We start from the raw sequence: 15,383 nt of genomic DNA, 5'->3' as shown, positions 1-15,383 counted from the left end.
CTCGTTCCGCACCTAAAACAACAACAAAAATGCCTGCCACGAAGCCGCCCGCCTGGAAACACCACACCCGCGCCAGATTGCTTCGTAGCAGTGCCCAAGGAGAATTCCGATGAGTGTCATCGTCGCCCTTGCTGCATTGATACTGCTGATGGTGGCCGCCTACCGCGGTTACAGCGTCATCCTCTTTGCCCCCATTGCCGCCATGGGGGCCGTCCTGCTCACTGACCCTTCTGCCGTGGCACCCGCCTTCACCGGCCTGTTCATGGACAAAATGGTCGGCTTCGTAAAGCTGTACTTCCCGGTATTCCTGCTCGGTGCCGTGTTCGGCAAACTGATCGAGCTGTCCGGTTTCTCGCGCTCGATCGTGGCCGCTGCCATCCGTCTGCTCGGCACGCAACAGGCGATGCTGGTCATCGTCCTGGTCTGCGCCCTGCTCACCTACGGTGGCGTCTCGCTGTTCGTGGTGGTGTTCGCCGTGTATCCCTTCGCGGCGGAGATGTTCCGCCAGAGCAACATTCCCAAGCGCCTGATACCGGCGACCATCGCCCTAGGCGCCTTCACCTTCACCATGACTGCGCTGCCCGGCACGCCGCAAATCCAGAACATCATCCCGACCGCCTTTTTCAGCACCAATGCCTGGGCAGCGCCCTGGCTCGGCGTCGCCGGTACGTTGTTCATGTTTTTCGTCGGCATGCTGTATCTGCGCCGGCAGCTGAACAAGGCCCAGCGCGCGGGCGAAGGCTATGGCACAGACCTGCGCAACGAGCCAGACACACCGGATGACATCAAATTGCCGAACCCCTGGCTGGCCCTGTCGCCGCTGCTGGTGGTGGGAGTCTCCAACCTGGTGTACACCAACCTGATTCCGCAGCTGTATGGCCAGAGCCACATCCTGCAATTGCCGGGCATGAGCGCGCCTATCCAGACCGAAGTAGCCAAAATCACCGGCATCTGGGCCGTTGAGGCGGCGCTGCTGACCGGGATTGTGCTGGTGCTGGTGTGCTCGTTCCGCACCGTCAAGGACAAGCTCGCCGAAGGGACCAAGACTGCCGTCGGCGGCTCGCTGCTGGCTGCCATGAACACTGCGTCTGAGTACGGGTTCGGCGCGGTGATCGCCGCTCTGCCCGGGTTCATGCTGGTGGCCAATGCCCTGGAAAGCATCCCCAACCCGCTAATCAACGAAGCGATCACCGTCAACCTGCTGGCCGGGATTACCGGTTCGGCGTCCGGCGGCATGAGCATCGCCCTGGCCGCCATGTCGGAAAGCTTCGTCAGCGCCGCCAATGCCGCCGCAATTCCCCTGGAAGTTCTGCACCGCGTGGCGTCGATGGCCAGTGGCGGGATGGACACCCTGCCCCACAACGGCGCCGTGATCACGCTATTGGCGGTCACCGGCCTGACCCACCGCGAGGCGTACAAGGACATATTCGGTATTACGCTGATTTCCACCGTCGCCGTGTTTTTCATAATCGGCGTGTACTACGCGACCGGCATCGTCTGATCCCCATCGATGCGGCGCAGGCGAGCAGACCGCCTGCGCCCCCTGAACGAGACAACACCCATGATCTTGAAAGGCAAGACCGCTCTGGTCACCGGCTCCACCAGCGGCATCGGCCTGGGCATCGCCCATACCTTGGCCGCCGCAGGTGCCAATTTGATTCTCAATGGCTTCGGCGATGCCGACGCTGCGATTAGCGACGTAAAACGCCACGGCGGCAAGGTCGCTCACCACCCGGCGGACGTTGCCGATCCGGAGCAAATCGCCGCCATGAGCGACTACGCGCAACGCGAATTCGGCGGCATCGACATCCTGGTCAACAATGCCGGTATTCAGCATGTGGCGCCGGTGGAGGAGTTTCCGGCGGAACGCTGGGATGCAATCCTGTCCATCAACCTGTCCTCGGTGTTTCACACCACGCGCCTGGCTCTGCCGGGGATGCGCCAGCGCGGCTGGGGGCGGATCGTCAACATCGCCTCGGTGCATGGGCTGGTGGGTTCTGCGCAGAAATCTGCCTATGTCGCCGCCAAGCATGGAGTGATCGGCCTGACCAAGGTCGTGGCGCTGGAGACCGCGACCACCGCCATTACCTGCAATGCCATTTGCCCGGGCTGGGTACTGACGCCGCTGGTGCAAAAGCAAATCGACAGTCGCACCAGTCAGACCCAGGGGAATGTCGCCCAGGCCCGCCAGGAGCTACTGGCTGAAAAACAGCCTTCGCTGGATTTCGTCACACCTGAACAACTGGGCGAGCTGGTGTTGTTCCTGTGCAGCCAGGCAGCCAATCAGGTTCGCGGCGCCGCCTGGAACATGGACGGCGGCTGGACCGCGCAATAACAAACCTCAAGCGTGACCCGAGCCGCTCCGCTGGAGCGGCTTTCGGTGATGGTTTACCACGCGGCTAGAATCCAACAAGAAATTGCACACTGAGGCCTTTCCCATGCCTGCGCCCCTCTGGTCTCCCTCTATTGAGCACATTGCCAATACCCGAATGGAGGCGTTCCGACGATATGTCGAGCAGCGCCACGGCCAATCGCTACCCGATTACCCCACTCTGCATGCTTGGAGCGTGGAACACCGCGCCGAGTTCTGGCAGTCCATTGTTGAGTTCTTTCAGATTGCTTTTCACGAGCAGCCCCAGAGCGTGCTCGACGAAGGCACGTCTATGCCTGATGCGCGCTGGTTTCCCGGCGCCACGCTGAATTTCGCTGAACACCTGCTGCGCCGCCGCGACGATCATCCGGCGCTGGTGGCCGTGGGCGAAGACGCAACGCGCGAGCAGCTCAGTTATGCCGAGCTGGCCAGGCATGTCGCCGGTCTGCATGAGAGTTTGCGTGAAGCAGGCGTCGGGGTTGGTGACCGGGTTGCCGCCGTCATGCCCAATACCTGGCAGACGGTGGTGGGCATGCTCGCCACCGCCAGCCTGGGTGCGACCTGGTCCAGTTGCTCACCGGATTTCGGTACTCACGGTGTGATAGACCGTTTCGGCCAGATCGAACCCAAGGTGCTGCTGGCCTGTGCCGGCTATCGCTACGCCGGCAAGACCCTCGACCTGACCAGCAAGCTCAACGAAATCCTTGCCGAACTACCGACGCTGGAACTGCTGATCCTGGTGCCCTACGCCCGCCCCGAAGCGCGGGCTGGCGAATTCAACACCGCGGCGCGGGTTGTGCTGTGGCAAGACGTTTACCAGCCTGGCGGTGAGCCTAGCTTTACGCCAGTCGCCTTCGCCCAACCGCTGTACATCCTGTATTCCAGCGGCACCACCGGCGTGCCGAAATGCATTGTGCACAGCGTGGGCGGCACCTTGTTGCAACACGTGAAGGAACTGGGGCTACATACCGATCTGCGACCGGATGACACCCTGTTCTATTTCACCACCTGTGGCTGGATGATGTGGAACTGGCTGGTATCCGGGCTGAGCCAGGGCGCTACCCTGGTGTTGTACGACGGCTCGCCCCTCCACCCCGCTCCGGAACGCCTGATCGATCTGATCGACAGCGAGGACATCAGCATTTTCGGCACCAGCGCCCGCTATCTGGCCGCTCTGCAGAAAGCCGGCGCCAAGCCCATCGATACCCACCGCCTCAGCCGCCTGAAAGCCATTCTGTCCACCGGCTCGCCCTTGGCTCACGAAAGTTTCGACTACGTGTACCGCGGGATCAAAGCCGACCTGTGTCTGTCATCCATTTCCGGCGGCACCGATATCGTTTCGTGCTTCGCTTTGGGCAATCCAACCTTGCCCGTGTGGCGTGGCGAGTTGCAATGCAAGGGCCTGGGCATGGCGGTCGAGGTGTGGAACGAGCAAGGCCAACACGTGATTGGCGAGAAAGGCGAGCTGGTCTGCACTCGACATTTTCCGTCGATGCCAGTGGGTTTCTGGAACGACCCGCAGGGAAGCCGCTTCAAGTCAGCCTATTTCGAGACCTATCCCGGCATCTGGGCCCACGGCGATTATGCCGAAGAGACCATCCATGGCGGTCTGGTAATTCACGGCCGTTCCGATGCCGTCCTCAACCCCGGCGGCGTGCGCATTGGCACGGCGGAGATCTACCGCCAGGTTGAAAAGGTCGAGGACATACTGGAGGCCATCGCTATTGGCCAGGAATGGCAGAGCGATGTGCGCGTGGTGCTCTTCGTACGTTTGCGCAACGGCTTGTTATTGAACGACGAACTGCAGACCCGTATCCGCCAGGTGATCCGTGCCAATACCTCGCCGCGACATGTGCCGGCGAAGATCATCCAGGTCGCGGACATTCCTCGCACGCTCAGCGGCAAGATCGTCGAGCTGGCCGTGCGCAATGTGGTGCACGGCCAGCCGGTGAAGAATACCGATGCCCTGGCCAACCCCCAGGCGCTGGAGCTGTTCCGCGATCTACCGCAACTACGGGACTGAGCGACCCGGCAGCTCAGACCCGGTTGTGGTTGACATTCAATCCGAACGTCCAGCGGCCAGTGCCCGAATTCGCTGTTCCTGCTCGCGCAATTCGGGAGTAAGTGCCTCGCCAAAATCCTCCACGTCGAAAATCGGTCGGATCTCGATCTCCGAGTCGCCAGGCATCGGGTTGGGACATCGCTTGACCCAGTCAATGGCCTCGGCCAAAGAGGACACCTGAAGTATCCAGAAGCCCGCAATCAGCTCTTTGGTTTCCGCAAAGGGCCCGTCGATCACGGTACGCTGGCTGCCGGAAAACCTAACCCGAGCGCCTTTCGAGCTGGGCTGCAAGCCTTCTCCGGCCAGCAACACGCCGGCTTTGGCCAACTCTTCGTTGTAACGACCCATGGCGGTCAGCAATTCCTCGCTGGGCATAATGCCCGCTTCGGAGCTTGGGTCGGCTTTGACAATCACCATAACGCGCATGGCTTTGCCTCCTGTCGGTTTGGTTGAGACCGGCTGAGCGGCCCGTGCACTTAGTCGAACAGGACGAAGTGGAATCGACAGCGTTGGATCAGGACTTCGATTTGCGCAACTGGATATACAGGGATTCGACCTTCTCGCGTGCCCAGGGCGTCTTGCGCAGAAAGGTCAGGCTCGACTTGATACTCGGATCGCTTTTAAAGCAACGGATATCGACGCGTTGCGCCAGCCCTGGCCATCCGTAGTGACCAACCAGTTCGGTAAGCAGAGTTTCCAGGGTGACGCCATGCAGAGGATTGTTCGCGGCGGGTTTCATGTGGCACTTCAACTGAATAAAGTTGGCAGCTTAGTGGACCGGACTCTGTGCGCCTAGCCCACTCTATTACCATGTTCGGTTGCCTGGCGTTGAGCACCACGCGGGAAGCCGGCAGAATGCCGACCCCGGAATCGAGGAGAACCCACATGGCCAAAGCCATGGCGCGCCATATCCTGGTCAAGACCGAAGCAGAAGCCGAGCAGTTGAAGAAGCGCCTGGCCAATGGCGACGCATTCGATGTGCTGGCCAGAAAACACTCTATTTGCCCCTCCGCAAAACGTGGCGGCGACCTGGGCGAAGTCCGGCCCGGGCAGATGGTCAGGGTAATTGACCAGGTAATCTTCAAGAAACCCATCCGCATCGTCCACGGCCCGGTGAAATCCCAGTTTGGTTATCACCTGGTTCAGGTCTTTTACCGCGACTGAGCACACGCCCCTTCCACTGATCAACCGGGCTCTCACGCGGAGGTTCGTGAAACGTCCAACGCCGGTATAGGGGTGGTATTAAGTGAATGGTATCCATCGACGCAGCGCTGCACATGAACTACCGGTCCATAAACAGAAAAACCGGCACAAGCCGGTTTTTCTGTTTATGGATGCGGAGCTCTAGCGTCGGTTAAACCACAACGCCCTGGCTGCGCAGGTAATCGTCGTAGGACCCGCTGAAATCGGTCACGCCATCTTCCGACAACTCAATGATGCGGGTGGCCAGGGAACTGACGAACTCACGATCATGGCTGACGAAGATCAGCGTGCCCGGATAGTTCTCCAGCGCCAGGTTGAGCGCCTCGATCGACTCCATATCCAGGTGGTTGGTCGGTTCGTCCATGATCAGCACGTTGGCCTTTTGCAGGATCAGCTTGCCGAACAGCATGCGGCCCTGCTCTCCCCCGGAAATCACCTTCACGGACTTGAGGATGTCATCGTTGGAGAACAGCATGCGGCCCAAGGTGCCGCGCACCAGTTGCTCGCCGCCTTGAGTCCACTGTCCCATCCAGTCAAACAGGGTGACATCGTCCTCAAAGGCGTCGGCATGATCCTGGGCGAAGTAGCCGACCTCAGCACTCTCGGTCCACTTCACTTCGCCACTCATCGGCGGGACTTCGCCGACCAGCGTACGCAGCAGCGTGGTTTTGCCGATACCGTTGGGGCCGATAATGGCTACATGCTCACCCGCCTCGATCTGCAGGTTCAGGTTGCTGAACAGCGGCACGCCGTCGTAACCCTGGCTGAGCTTCTCCACGGTTACGGCTTGGCGGTGCAGCTTCTTGGTCTGCTCAAAGCGAATGAAGGGGCTCACGCGGCTGGACGGTTTGACCTCGGCCAGCTGGATCTTGTCGATCTGTTTGGCGCGGCTGGTGGCCTGTTTGGCTTTCGAGGCGTTGGCCGAGAAGCGGCTGACGAAAGTCTGCAGTTCGGCGATCTGGGCCTTTTTCTTGGCGTTGTCGGAGAGCAGTTGTTCACGCGCCTGGGTGGCGGCCGTCATGTACTCGTCGTAGTTGCCCGGAAACAGGCGCAGCTCGCCATAATCCAGATCCGCCATGTGGGTGCACACGCTATTGAGGAAGTGGCGGTCGTGGGAAATGATGATCATGGTGCTGTTGCGTGCGGTAAGGACGCTTTCCAGCCAACGGATGGTGTTGATATCCAGGTGGTTGGTCGGCTCGTCGAGCAGCAGCACATCCGGATCGGAAAACAGTGCCTGGGCGAGCAGCACCCGCAGCTTCCAGCCCGGCGCCACTTCGCTCATCGGACCAAAGTGCTGTTCCAGCGGAATGCCCAGACCAAGCAGGAGTTCACCCGCGCGGGACTCGGCCGTATAGCCGTCCATCTCGGCAAACTCGGTCTCCAGCTCCGCCACGGCCATGCCATCTTCTTCGGTCATTTCCGGCAGCGAATAAATGCGATCGCGCTCGGCCTTGACCTTCCACAACTGTTCATGGCCCATGATCACCGTGTCGATCACGGTGAAGTTTTCGTAGGCGAACTGATCCTGACGAAGTTTGCCCAGACGAGTATTGGGTTCGAGCATCACCTGACCCGCAGAGGGCTCCAGCTCGCCGCCGAGAATTTTCATGAAAGTCGACTTGCCGCTACCGTTGGCACCGATCAGGCCATAACGGTTGCCATTGCCGAATTTGACGGAAACATTCTCGAACAGAGGCTTGGCGCCAAACTGCATGGTGATATTGGCGGTTGAAATCACGAATCTGGATCCTGCTTGAGCACGCGCGAGCGCAAAAAGGGCGCGATTGTAGCGTGTTTATGCTCGGTCAGGGTGGTCAGCCTCCCAGTGGCAACACCAGCCGCTCGACCCAGAACAGTTGATGCACTAGCACGATGGCCCAGAACACCAGTTGAAAGGATTGCTTGCGGGTTTTGTGGCGAAACTTTTGCTGGGCGAGCAGCGCGCCAGGCCAACCGCCGAGCAGTTCACCGAGGTGCAGCAGGTTTTCCGGCACACGCCAGCCGGCCACACGCGCGCGACGCTTGTCATGCCAATAGAGAGCAAACATCAGCAGACTGGCCACCCCGTAGAGCGTCAGAATCCAGGGAGCGTCCCACACCCACCAGACCCGTAGCGAACCATACAGCGGCAAGGCGCAGAGCAAGCCGAAGGCCAGCCATTTCAACGCCCTGCCCCGCCCGGCTTTTATCCGCCTGCCCATTATAAGGCTGTTGAAAACGTAGGCGAGGCAGGCAAGACGAGGCAAAAACAGCCGAAGAAGCACAGTTTAGGTGTCCTAAATGAGCATTCTGAGGCTGCTTTTAACGACGTATCGCCAACGTGGGTAGTTTTCAACGGTCTTAGCCCTGCGCCGTGCTCCAGTCGATAACGCCGAACTGCCAGGTGGCGAGGATCAGCAGGCCAAAACCAATGCGGTACCAGGCAAAGGATGCATAACTGTGACTGGCGATGAACTTGAGCAAGGCCCGCACGGCCAGCATGGCGAAAATAAACGAGGTGACAAAGCCGATGGCGAAAACTGGCAGATCGCCCGGCTGGAACAAATCACGGTACTTGTAGCCGGAGTACACCGCCGCCCCCACCATGGTCGGCATGGCCAGGAAAAAAGAGAACTCGGTCGCCGCCTTGCGCGACAGACCAAACAGCAGGCCACCAATGATTGTCGAGGCCGAACGCGAGGTACCGGGAATCAATGCCAGGCACTGGGCGCAGCCGACTTTCAGCGCATGGGTCCAATGCATGTCATCGACCGTATCGGCTTGGATGGCGTGGCTACGTTTTTCCGCCCAGAGCATCACCACCCCGCCAATGACCAGCGCGGTGGCCACGGTAATGGGATTGAACAGAAAATCGTGGATCAGGTCGGAAAAAATCACCCCGATCACGGCTGCGGGCAAAAAAGCGATCAACAGATTGGCAGTGAAACGCTGAGCCGAGCGTTCCTTGGGCAACCCCACCATCACATCCAATATCTTGCGGCGGTATTCCCAGACCACCGCGAGGATCGCGCCCAGCTGGATGATGATATTGAACGCCAGAGCACGTTCACCACCAAAGCCGATCAGGTCCGCGACGATGATCTGGTGTCCCGTGCTCGATACCGGCAAAAACTCGGTGAGTCCTTCGACAATACCCAATATCAACGCCTGAACGGCAATCCAAAGATCCATAAAGCTCCCTAGTCCGCGCGGCCTTGCCACACGGGCAAACTCAAAAAATACGTGGGAAAAGATGCCGGCAGGTCTCCCTCCCAGCGGCCGGCGGAAATCCTACCAGAAGCAGACCTGCATGCGGCGGCTTCGTCTAAAGGCTCATGGACTTTATGTCACAGCAGCCGCAGGCTCATTCATTGATTCAGGGCAAGTTAGCCGATTACGACGCTCGTATTCTGCAACTTATAAATAGTTTTTTATAAGAGTTAACCCCCCCATGATATCTCTACGCAATCTTCGCATTCGACATCGTCTCTGGCTGATCCTCGCCGTCTCGATCGTCATGTTGGTCTTGCAGGGGGCACTTCAGCTTAATCAGCTGAACAAGGACCTGCACAGCAACAAGGCAGAAAAAAATCAGCATTTGGTAGAGAGCGCCATTGGCATTCTCAGCCATTTTCATCTGCTGGAAACCGAAGGACTGCTGAGCCGCGAAAAGGCGCAGGAATTGGCCAAGACGCAGGTTGGCAAGTTGCGGTATGGCGACAACGACTATTTCTGGATCAATGACCTGTTTCCACGCATGGTCATGCACCCGACCAACCCGAAACTGGACGGCCAATCGCTGAAAGAATACGCAGACCCTAATGGCAAACTGCTGTTCAACGAAATGGTCGCGGTGGTACGCAAGCAGCAAGCCGGCTCAGTGAACTACAGCTGGCCAAAGCCAGGTGCCGACGCGCCGGTTCCCAAGGCCTCCTATGTACAGCTGTTCGAACCCTGGGGCTGGGTGCTTGGCACGGGCGTGTATACCGATGATGTAGAGGCGCAGTTCCTGTCGCAGAGCATTGCGGCGTCAACTACCGGCCTGGGTATCACCTTGTTGATGGCGCTGTTACTGGCGCTCATAGCCCGCAGCATTGTACGGCCGGTAAACGAGGCGGTCGAAGCCATGGCCAATATCGCCAGTGGCGAAGCCGACCTGACCCTCCAGTTGGATGCTCGCGGGCGCGATGAAATCTCCAACCTGGCTCGTCATTTCAACACCTTTACCGGCAAGCTCCATGGCACTGTGCAACAGATGCTCACCGCTGCGCGCTCAATGGACCAGTCCGCGCACTCCCTGGGCACGGTCGCCAACAACGCCAAGCAAACCAGCCAGCAACAGTCCGAACAGATGGAGCAGGTGGCCACGGCAGTCAACGAAGTCAGTTATGCCGTGCAGGATGTAGCCAAAAATGCGGATCAGGCTGCAGAAGAAGTGAAGCAGGCAGAAAGCCTGGCATCCCAGGGCCAGCACAACATTGACCAAAGCCTGCAGCAGATCGATCACCTTTCCACCACCATCTCCGAGGCCGTGGACGTCATGCAGGGTTTGGCGGGCGAGAGTACGCAGATCGGCAGTGTCGTCGAGGTCATTCGCGGCATTGCGGAGCAAACCAACCTGCTCGCTCTGAATGCCGCCATTGAAGCCGCACGCGCCGGTGAACAGGGACGTGGATTCGCCGTCGTTGCCGACGAGGTGCGCCTGCTCGCCCAACGCACCCAGCAGTCGACGTCGGAAATCCAGGCCATGATCGAGCGGCTGCAAAGCAACTCCATCGCAGCGGTACGCGTCATTCAGGACAGCAGCCAGGCCACACAACTCACCGTTGAACAGGCCGGCCAGGCCCGTGACAGCCTGAGCCAGATTGCTCAGAGTCTTCGCACCCTGGCAGACACCAACTCCTCGATCGCCAGCGCCACGCTGCAGCAATCCCATGTGATCGACGACATCAACCGCAATGTCACCCAGGCCGCCAGCTTGGCCCATGACACAGCCGAAACTTCAAATCAGACCAGCAGTGCCAGCCAGCAATTGGAGCAGTTGGCTGGCCAGTTGAACAAGCAGCTGGGGCAGTTCCGGCTGTAAGACCCTTGCCCCGTCGCGCTGATTGGCGTGGCGGGGCTTTTTCACTGGGTATAGGCCCAATCCCTAGCGCCAAATCCGGTAGGCTGCTTCTTCCAGGCGGGTCAGACCTTGCTGGTGATACTTCCAGTTGAGTTCAAGCACATCCTTCTGTGCCATCCACTCGACTGTCCAGGCGGCGCCAAACAAGCGCCGCACCTCTGCTTCACTCACCGCAAAGGGCGGCCCCGCCTTTTCTTCCTGGGCATAGTCGAGAGTGACCAGCAAACCGCTGCAGGTCCCGGGCAGGATGGCCGTGAGATGGGCCGCATAGCGCTCGCGCATCTCAGCAGGCATGGCAATCAGCGCCGCCCGATCGTAGAAGGCGCGACAGTTAGCTACATCGTCAGCAGTTAACGCGAAGAAATCGCCGCACCAAAGCTCGATCAATCCGCTCTGGTAACGGGTGAATGCCCCCGTCTGGCTAATCTCTGGCTGCAAGCCATGCTCGGTAAAAAATGCCCGTACCGCCGTCTCCGCCAGCTCGACGCCCAGCACCGCATGGCCTTGGCCCGCCAGCCACGACAGGTCAAGGCTTTTGCCGCACAACGGCACCAGCACACGCGCCCCTGCCTCCAGCTGCAACGTTGGCCACAATTGCTCGAGCCAGGGGTTTACCTTGTTCAGGTGGAAGCCGATTTCGTTGCGACTCCAGCGAGCCTGCCAAAAATCTTCATGCATGGTCCATATCCCTTAAGGGCTGTATGAAAATCAACTGAGCGCAGGCACTCCTCATAGCCCACCCGCAGAGCCAGATTGTCCCACGTCCATAGTCGTGGAACGACAGCAGGCGATACAGGTTCTACTTCTGACACCCAGTAAATGGAGCGGATTCGTCATGAGCATCATGGTCACCACTCAATCCAGTGACAGCTATCGCCATACCATCATGGTGGATGAAGAGCATGAACTGATCACTGATATGCCCAAATCAATGGGTGGCGAAGGCAGCGCACCAGAGCCACACGACTATTTCGACGCAGCCCTGGGCGCCTGTAAGGCTCTCACCGTGACCCACTACGCCCGCCAGCACGATATTCCGCTGACAGGCGTCAGTGTCGAGGTGAGCCACGACTCCAGTCGCGAGAAGGAAGGTTTTTACCCGATGACGGTCGAGCTCACTCTCAGGGGTAATCTGACTGACGAACAGCGCGCCGAATTGAAACGAGTTGCTGATCGCTGCCCCCTGCATAAACTCATGACCCAGGTTGAAGTGAGCATTGAAACCCGGCTCAGCCAAGGAGCGTTCAGCCAGTAGCGGTGCTGCACCTCGTATCGGAACAGCGCCGCGCAGGTCCATGCATTCGAAGGATAAAAAAACCGCCGTCCCAAACGGGACAGCGGTTTTTGACTTTGCTTGACGAATCAACCCGCAAGGCTGATCCGACAGGTTCAGGCCGACAACTCTACCAGCAACTTGTTAAGGCGCTGCACGTAAGCAGCCGGATCCTTGAGGCTGTCGCCCGCCGCCAGGGCAGCTTGATCGAAAAGGATGCGCGAAAGGTCGGCGAAGCGGTCTTCGTCGGCCTCGGCATCCAGTTTCTCAATCAGCGGATGCTGCGGATTGAATTCGAAGATCGGCTTGGAGTCAGGCACTTTCTGTCCGCTGGCTTCAAGGATCTGGCGCATCTGCAGTCCCAGATCCTGCTCGCCGATGGCAAGAATTGCCGGCGAATCGGTCAGGCGGTGCGAGACGCGAACGTCGGCAACCTGTTCGCCCAGCGTGGTTTTCAGCCGCTCGACCAGCCCTTCTTTGGCCTTGGCGACTTCTTCCTGGGCCTTCTTGTCCTCTTCCGAATCCAGGTTGCCCAGATCCAGGTCGCCACGGGCCACGTCGACAAACTGCTTGCCGTCGAACTCCGTCAGGTAGCTCATCAGCCACTCATCAATACGATCGGTGAGCAGCAGCACTTCGATGCCTTTCTTGCGGAACACTTCCAGGTGCGGGCTGTTCTTCACCTGATCGTAGGACTCGCCGGTCAAGTAGTAGATCTTGTCCTGGCCTTCCTTCACGCGGCCCAGATAGTCAGCCAGGGATACCGACTGCTCGGCGGAACCGGCATGGGTGGACGCAAAGCGCAGCAAGCCGGCGATCTTTTCCTTGTTGGCAAAGTCTTCCGCCGGACCTTCCTTGAGCACCTGACCAAAGGCTTTCCAGAACGCGGTGTACTGCTCGGGCTCGTTCTTGGCCATCTTCTCCAGCATGTCCAGCACGCGCTTGGTCAGCGCCGACTTCATGCTGTCGATGACCGGATCTTTTTGCAGGATTTCGCGAGAGACGTTCAGCGACAGGTCGTTGGAGTCGACCACGCCCTTGATAAAGCGCAGGTACAGCGGCAGGAACTCGTCGGCCTGGTCCATGATGAACACGCGCTGCACATAGAGCTTCAGGCCCTTGGGCGCTTCACGCTGGTAGAGGTCGAACGGCGCACGGCCCGGCACGTAGAGCAGCGAGGTGTATTCGAGTTTGCCCTCGACCTTGTTGTGACTCCAGGTCAGCGGATTTTCGAAGTCATGGGCGACGTGCTTGTAGAACTCCTGGTACTCCTCGTCCTTCACTTCAGTACGCGGGCGGGTCCACAGCGCACTGGCGCGGTTGACGGTTTCCCACTCGGGCTCCGCAGGTTTGTCCTTCTCTTCCCCAACGTGCTCTTTAGGCAATTCGATGGGCAAGGCAATGTGGTCGGAGTATTTCTTGACGATGTTGCGCAGGCGCCAACCGTCGGCGAACTCTTCTTCACCGCTCTTCAGGTGCAGGACGATGCGTGTGCCACGCTCGGCTTTTTCGACGGTGGCAACGTCGAACTCGCCCTCGCCTTTCGATGACCAGTGCACGCCTTCGCTGGCGGGCGTACCGGCACGGCGACTGTAGACATCCACCTTGTCGGCGACGATGAAGGCCGAATAGAAGCCCACGCCAAACTGGCCAATCAGCTGGGAATCCTTCTTGGCGTCACCGGAGAGGTTTTTCATGAAGTCGGCAGTGCCGGACTTGGCGATGGTGCCCAGGTGAGAAATAACATCCTCACGGCTCATGCCGATGCCGTTGTCTTCGAGGGTGACGGTCTTGGCGTCCTTGTCGAAGCTCAGACGAATTTTCAGCTCGGCGCCGCCTTCCAATAATTCGGGCTTGGCCAGCGCCTCGAAGCGCAGCTTGTCGGCGGCGTCGGACGCGTTGGAAATCAGTTCACGGAGGAAAATTTCCTTGTTGGAGTACAAGGAATGGATCATCAGGTGAAGCATCTGCTTCACTTCGGTCTGGAAGCCCAGGGTTTCTTTTTGAGTTTCCACACTCATGGTCATCAAACTCCACGTGGATGGTACGGATCGCAGTTGCGACGGATAACCCAGCAAATGGGGTCACCACCAGCCATTTCAAGGGCTTGGAGTTTATTACTGCAACAATTCGATGCGCTGGATTTCCTGGGTGGCCAGATTGAACCGTACCTCACCCGGCCCTCCCCGCACTTGGCGAATCTGCATTCGGCCCTCCTCATCCAGCCCCAGGAAGACCCCTTCGGCGACATGCCCGCGCAAGGTCTGCACCCGCAACCGGCGATTGGTGAAGTCGCCTGGAGCCGCCTGCAGGCGCTCCAGGGAAAAGTCGCTCGACATCTGAGGAGACGCTATCGACCGCAGGCGCTGTTCATTCAGCTGAACCGAGGCCGGAGGCCGAGTCGCGGTCACGGGTAATTCTGGATAACGGTCACCCAGAACCTGCCAGCCATGGTTAGGATGTTTTTGCATTTTCAAGGGCAGACGCACGGTGCGCGCACCCATTTTCACGCGCACATGCACATCCAGATATTGGGCTGACCAGTCCAGCCCCGAGATGCTCAAAACTTCCACTTCGGGCTGTACGAAACGGCGCTGCAAGTAATCACCGATGACATGCAGAACGGTGTCCTCAGAGTCGAAGTGGGTGTCGACCTGACCATCTTCGCGATAACGCAGGTGATCGGTAAACAGTTCGACGCGTCCGGTCAAGCGCGTCTGGTACGGTGCCGGCAAGGCCAGGTGTAGATCACCGACCATGCGGTTGGGCGCCTTGCGCTGCAGATGGAGGTGCAAGGTATAACCCTGCTCAAGATGGTGGGCTTCGGGCAGATTTTGCTCAGGCAACAGGCGGCTGATTTCCACCACGGGCACATCGACGTGATCCTGCGGAAGGATGTCCAGGCGCAGCGTTTGCTCTTCCTCGCCTTGCGGCAGGCGGATCAGTAATTCACGCCGGGCAAAAAAATCGCGTCCTTCGCGCAGACGCAACACGCCATTGATCAATTCGCCCTGCTCGGGCTTGAACTTCTCACCCCAGAGCTGGCCTTGCAGGGTGGTTTGCAGTTGGGCCTGCGGTGGCTGTAGCCACTGCAGGGACAGAATGGCGCGCAGGCGCTCGGTATCGCGGCTGGCCAACTGGCTCAGTCCACTGAACAGCACCACACAGCCGAGCGCACCGATGAACAACGGCAAACGCCCTCGCGACCAGTGACGCCACGCAAACGCAAGCCCCAAAGGTGGCACCAGGCTCGCAATGCCCCAGCCAACGCTCACTGAAAAGGCACGCAGGCTTAGCCAGACGAGGCACAGCATGATCAGCAGCAGGCCGCCCAGGATCAGCAAGGCATCCATGAAACATCCTTAAA

14 protein-coding genes and 1 pseudogene are annotated in these 15,383 nt (G+C 59.2%); 7 read left to right on the top strand and 8 right to left on the bottom strand.

The annotated features are described in order from the left end of the window. The first annotated feature begins 109 nt into the window (after positions 1 to 109). The 3 genes from ACTV8E_RS05210 to ACTV8E_RS05200 all read left to right on the top strand — a co-directional run bounded on the left by ACTV8E_RS05210 (position 110) and on the right by ACTV8E_RS05200 (position 4,394). Positions 110 to 1,501, top strand: a complete 1,392-nt coding sequence (locus tag ACTV8E_RS05210; RefSeq protein ID WP_443198746.1) for a GntP family permease — start codon at positions 110 to 112, stop codon at positions 1,499 to 1,501. 60 nt (positions 1,502 to 1,561) lie between these two features. After that, positions 1,562 to 2,335: a 3-hydroxybutyrate dehydrogenase gene (locus ACTV8E_RS05205; protein ID WP_443198745.1), complete on the top strand. Its 774-nt coding sequence runs from the start codon at positions 1,562 to 1,564 to the stop codon at positions 2,333 to 2,335. A gap of 103 nt (positions 2,336 to 2,438) precedes the next feature. Further along, positions 2,439 to 4,394, top strand: a complete 1,956-nt coding sequence (locus ACTV8E_RS05200) for an acetoacetate--CoA ligase (protein ID WP_443198744.1) — start codon at positions 2,439 to 2,441, stop codon at positions 4,392 to 4,394. 36 nt (positions 4,395 to 4,430) lie between these two features. Here the strand turns inward: ACTV8E_RS05200 and ACTV8E_RS05195 are convergent, their stop codons facing one another. Together ACTV8E_RS05195 and ACTV8E_RS05190 are read right to left on the bottom strand one after the other, a co-directional pair. Further along, entirely contained in the window at positions 4,431 to 4,859 is a 429-nt protein-coding gene (locus ACTV8E_RS05195) for a YciI family protein (protein WP_251836045.1), read from the bottom strand. 88 nt (positions 4,860 to 4,947) lie between these two features. Next, on the bottom strand, positions 4,948 to 5,172 hold the full coding sequence (locus tag ACTV8E_RS05190) for a VF530 family DNA-binding protein (RefSeq protein WP_443198743.1): 225 nt from the start codon (positions 5,170 to 5,172) through the stop codon (positions 4,948 to 4,950). A 146-nt stretch (positions 5,173 to 5,318) separates the two neighbouring features. Here ACTV8E_RS05190 and ACTV8E_RS05185 point away from each other — a divergent pair, with 146 nt between their 5' ends. Then, the gene (locus ACTV8E_RS05185; protein ID WP_251836047.1) at positions 5,319 to 5,597 is read left to right on the top strand and encodes a peptidylprolyl isomerase; all 279 of its coding nucleotides are present in this window, start codon (positions 5,319 to 5,321) and stop codon (positions 5,595 to 5,597) included. Between the two features lie 190 nt (positions 5,598 to 5,787). Here ACTV8E_RS05185 and ACTV8E_RS05180 read toward each other — a convergent pair whose 3' ends face one another. The 3 genes from ACTV8E_RS05180 to ACTV8E_RS05170 all read right to left on the bottom strand — a co-directional run bounded on the left by ACTV8E_RS05180 (position 5,788) and on the right by ACTV8E_RS05170 (position 8,810). Then, positions 5,788 to 7,377, bottom strand: coding sequence for an ABC-F family ATPase (locus tag ACTV8E_RS05180; RefSeq protein WP_251836048.1), 1,590 nt, complete (start codon positions 7,375 to 7,377; stop codon positions 5,788 to 5,790). Between the two features lie 76 nt (positions 7,378 to 7,453). After that, a complete protein-coding gene (locus ACTV8E_RS05175; protein ID WP_443198742.1) occupies positions 7,454 to 7,840 on the bottom strand; it encodes a DUF1294 domain-containing protein in 387 nt (128 codons plus the stop codon). A gap of 139 nt (positions 7,841 to 7,979) precedes the next feature. Next, positions 7,980 to 8,810 (bottom strand): undecaprenyl-diphosphate phosphatase, encoded by an 831-nt coding sequence (locus tag ACTV8E_RS05170; protein ID WP_443198741.1) that lies wholly within the window; start codon positions 8,808 to 8,810, stop codon positions 7,980 to 7,982. Between the two features lie 259 nt (positions 8,811 to 9,069). Between ACTV8E_RS05170 and ACTV8E_RS05165 the strand changes: the two are divergent. Together ACTV8E_RS05165 and ACTV8E_RS05160 are read left to right on the top strand one after the other, a co-directional pair. Next, positions 9,070 to 9,846: pseudogene (locus ACTV8E_RS05165) on the top strand (cache domain-containing protein); the annotation flags it as partial. Positions 9,847 to 9,873: 27 nt separating this feature from the next. Further along, complete coding sequence (locus tag ACTV8E_RS05160) at positions 9,874 to 10,704, top strand: methyl-accepting chemotaxis protein (RefSeq protein ID WP_443198974.1); 831 nt, start codon at positions 9,874 to 9,876, stop codon at positions 10,702 to 10,704. A gap of 63 nt (positions 10,705 to 10,767) precedes the next feature. Here the strand turns inward: ACTV8E_RS05160 and ACTV8E_RS05155 are convergent, their stop codons facing one another. Further along, the gene (locus ACTV8E_RS05155) at positions 10,768 to 11,421 is read right to left on the bottom strand and encodes a thiopurine S-methyltransferase (RefSeq protein ID WP_443198740.1); all 654 of its coding nucleotides are present in this window, start codon (positions 11,419 to 11,421) and stop codon (positions 10,768 to 10,770) included. Positions 11,422 to 11,578: 157 nt separating this feature from the next. Between ACTV8E_RS05155 and ACTV8E_RS05150 the strand changes: the two genes are divergently transcribed. Next, complete coding sequence (locus ACTV8E_RS05150; protein ID WP_443198739.1) at positions 11,579 to 11,998, top strand: OsmC family protein; 420 nt, start codon at positions 11,579 to 11,581, stop codon at positions 11,996 to 11,998. 134 nt (positions 11,999 to 12,132) lie between these two features. Here the strand turns inward: ACTV8E_RS05150 and htpG are convergent, their stop codons facing one another. Together htpG and ACTV8E_RS05140 are read right to left on the bottom strand one after the other, a co-directional pair. Next, a complete protein-coding gene (gene htpG, locus ACTV8E_RS05145; protein WP_443198738.1) occupies positions 12,133 to 14,037 on the bottom strand; it encodes a molecular chaperone HtpG in 1,905 nt (634 codons plus the stop codon). A 96-nt stretch (positions 14,038 to 14,133) separates the two neighbouring features. Continuing rightward, positions 14,134 to 15,369: an MFS transporter gene (locus ACTV8E_RS05140; RefSeq protein WP_443198737.1), complete on the bottom strand. Its 1,236-nt coding sequence runs from the start codon at positions 15,367 to 15,369 to the stop codon at positions 14,134 to 14,136. Positions 15,370 to 15,383: the final 14 nt, after the last annotated feature.

The organism is Pseudomonas sp. B392_1p (assembly GCF_052245235.1).
In the GTDB taxonomy this organism is placed as follows: Bacteria; Pseudomonadota; Gammaproteobacteria; order Pseudomonadales; family Pseudomonadaceae; genus Serpens; species Serpens gallinarum.
The sequence above is the reverse complement of the archived record's forward strand: the minus strand, read 5'-3'. Positions and strand labels throughout refer to the sequence as shown.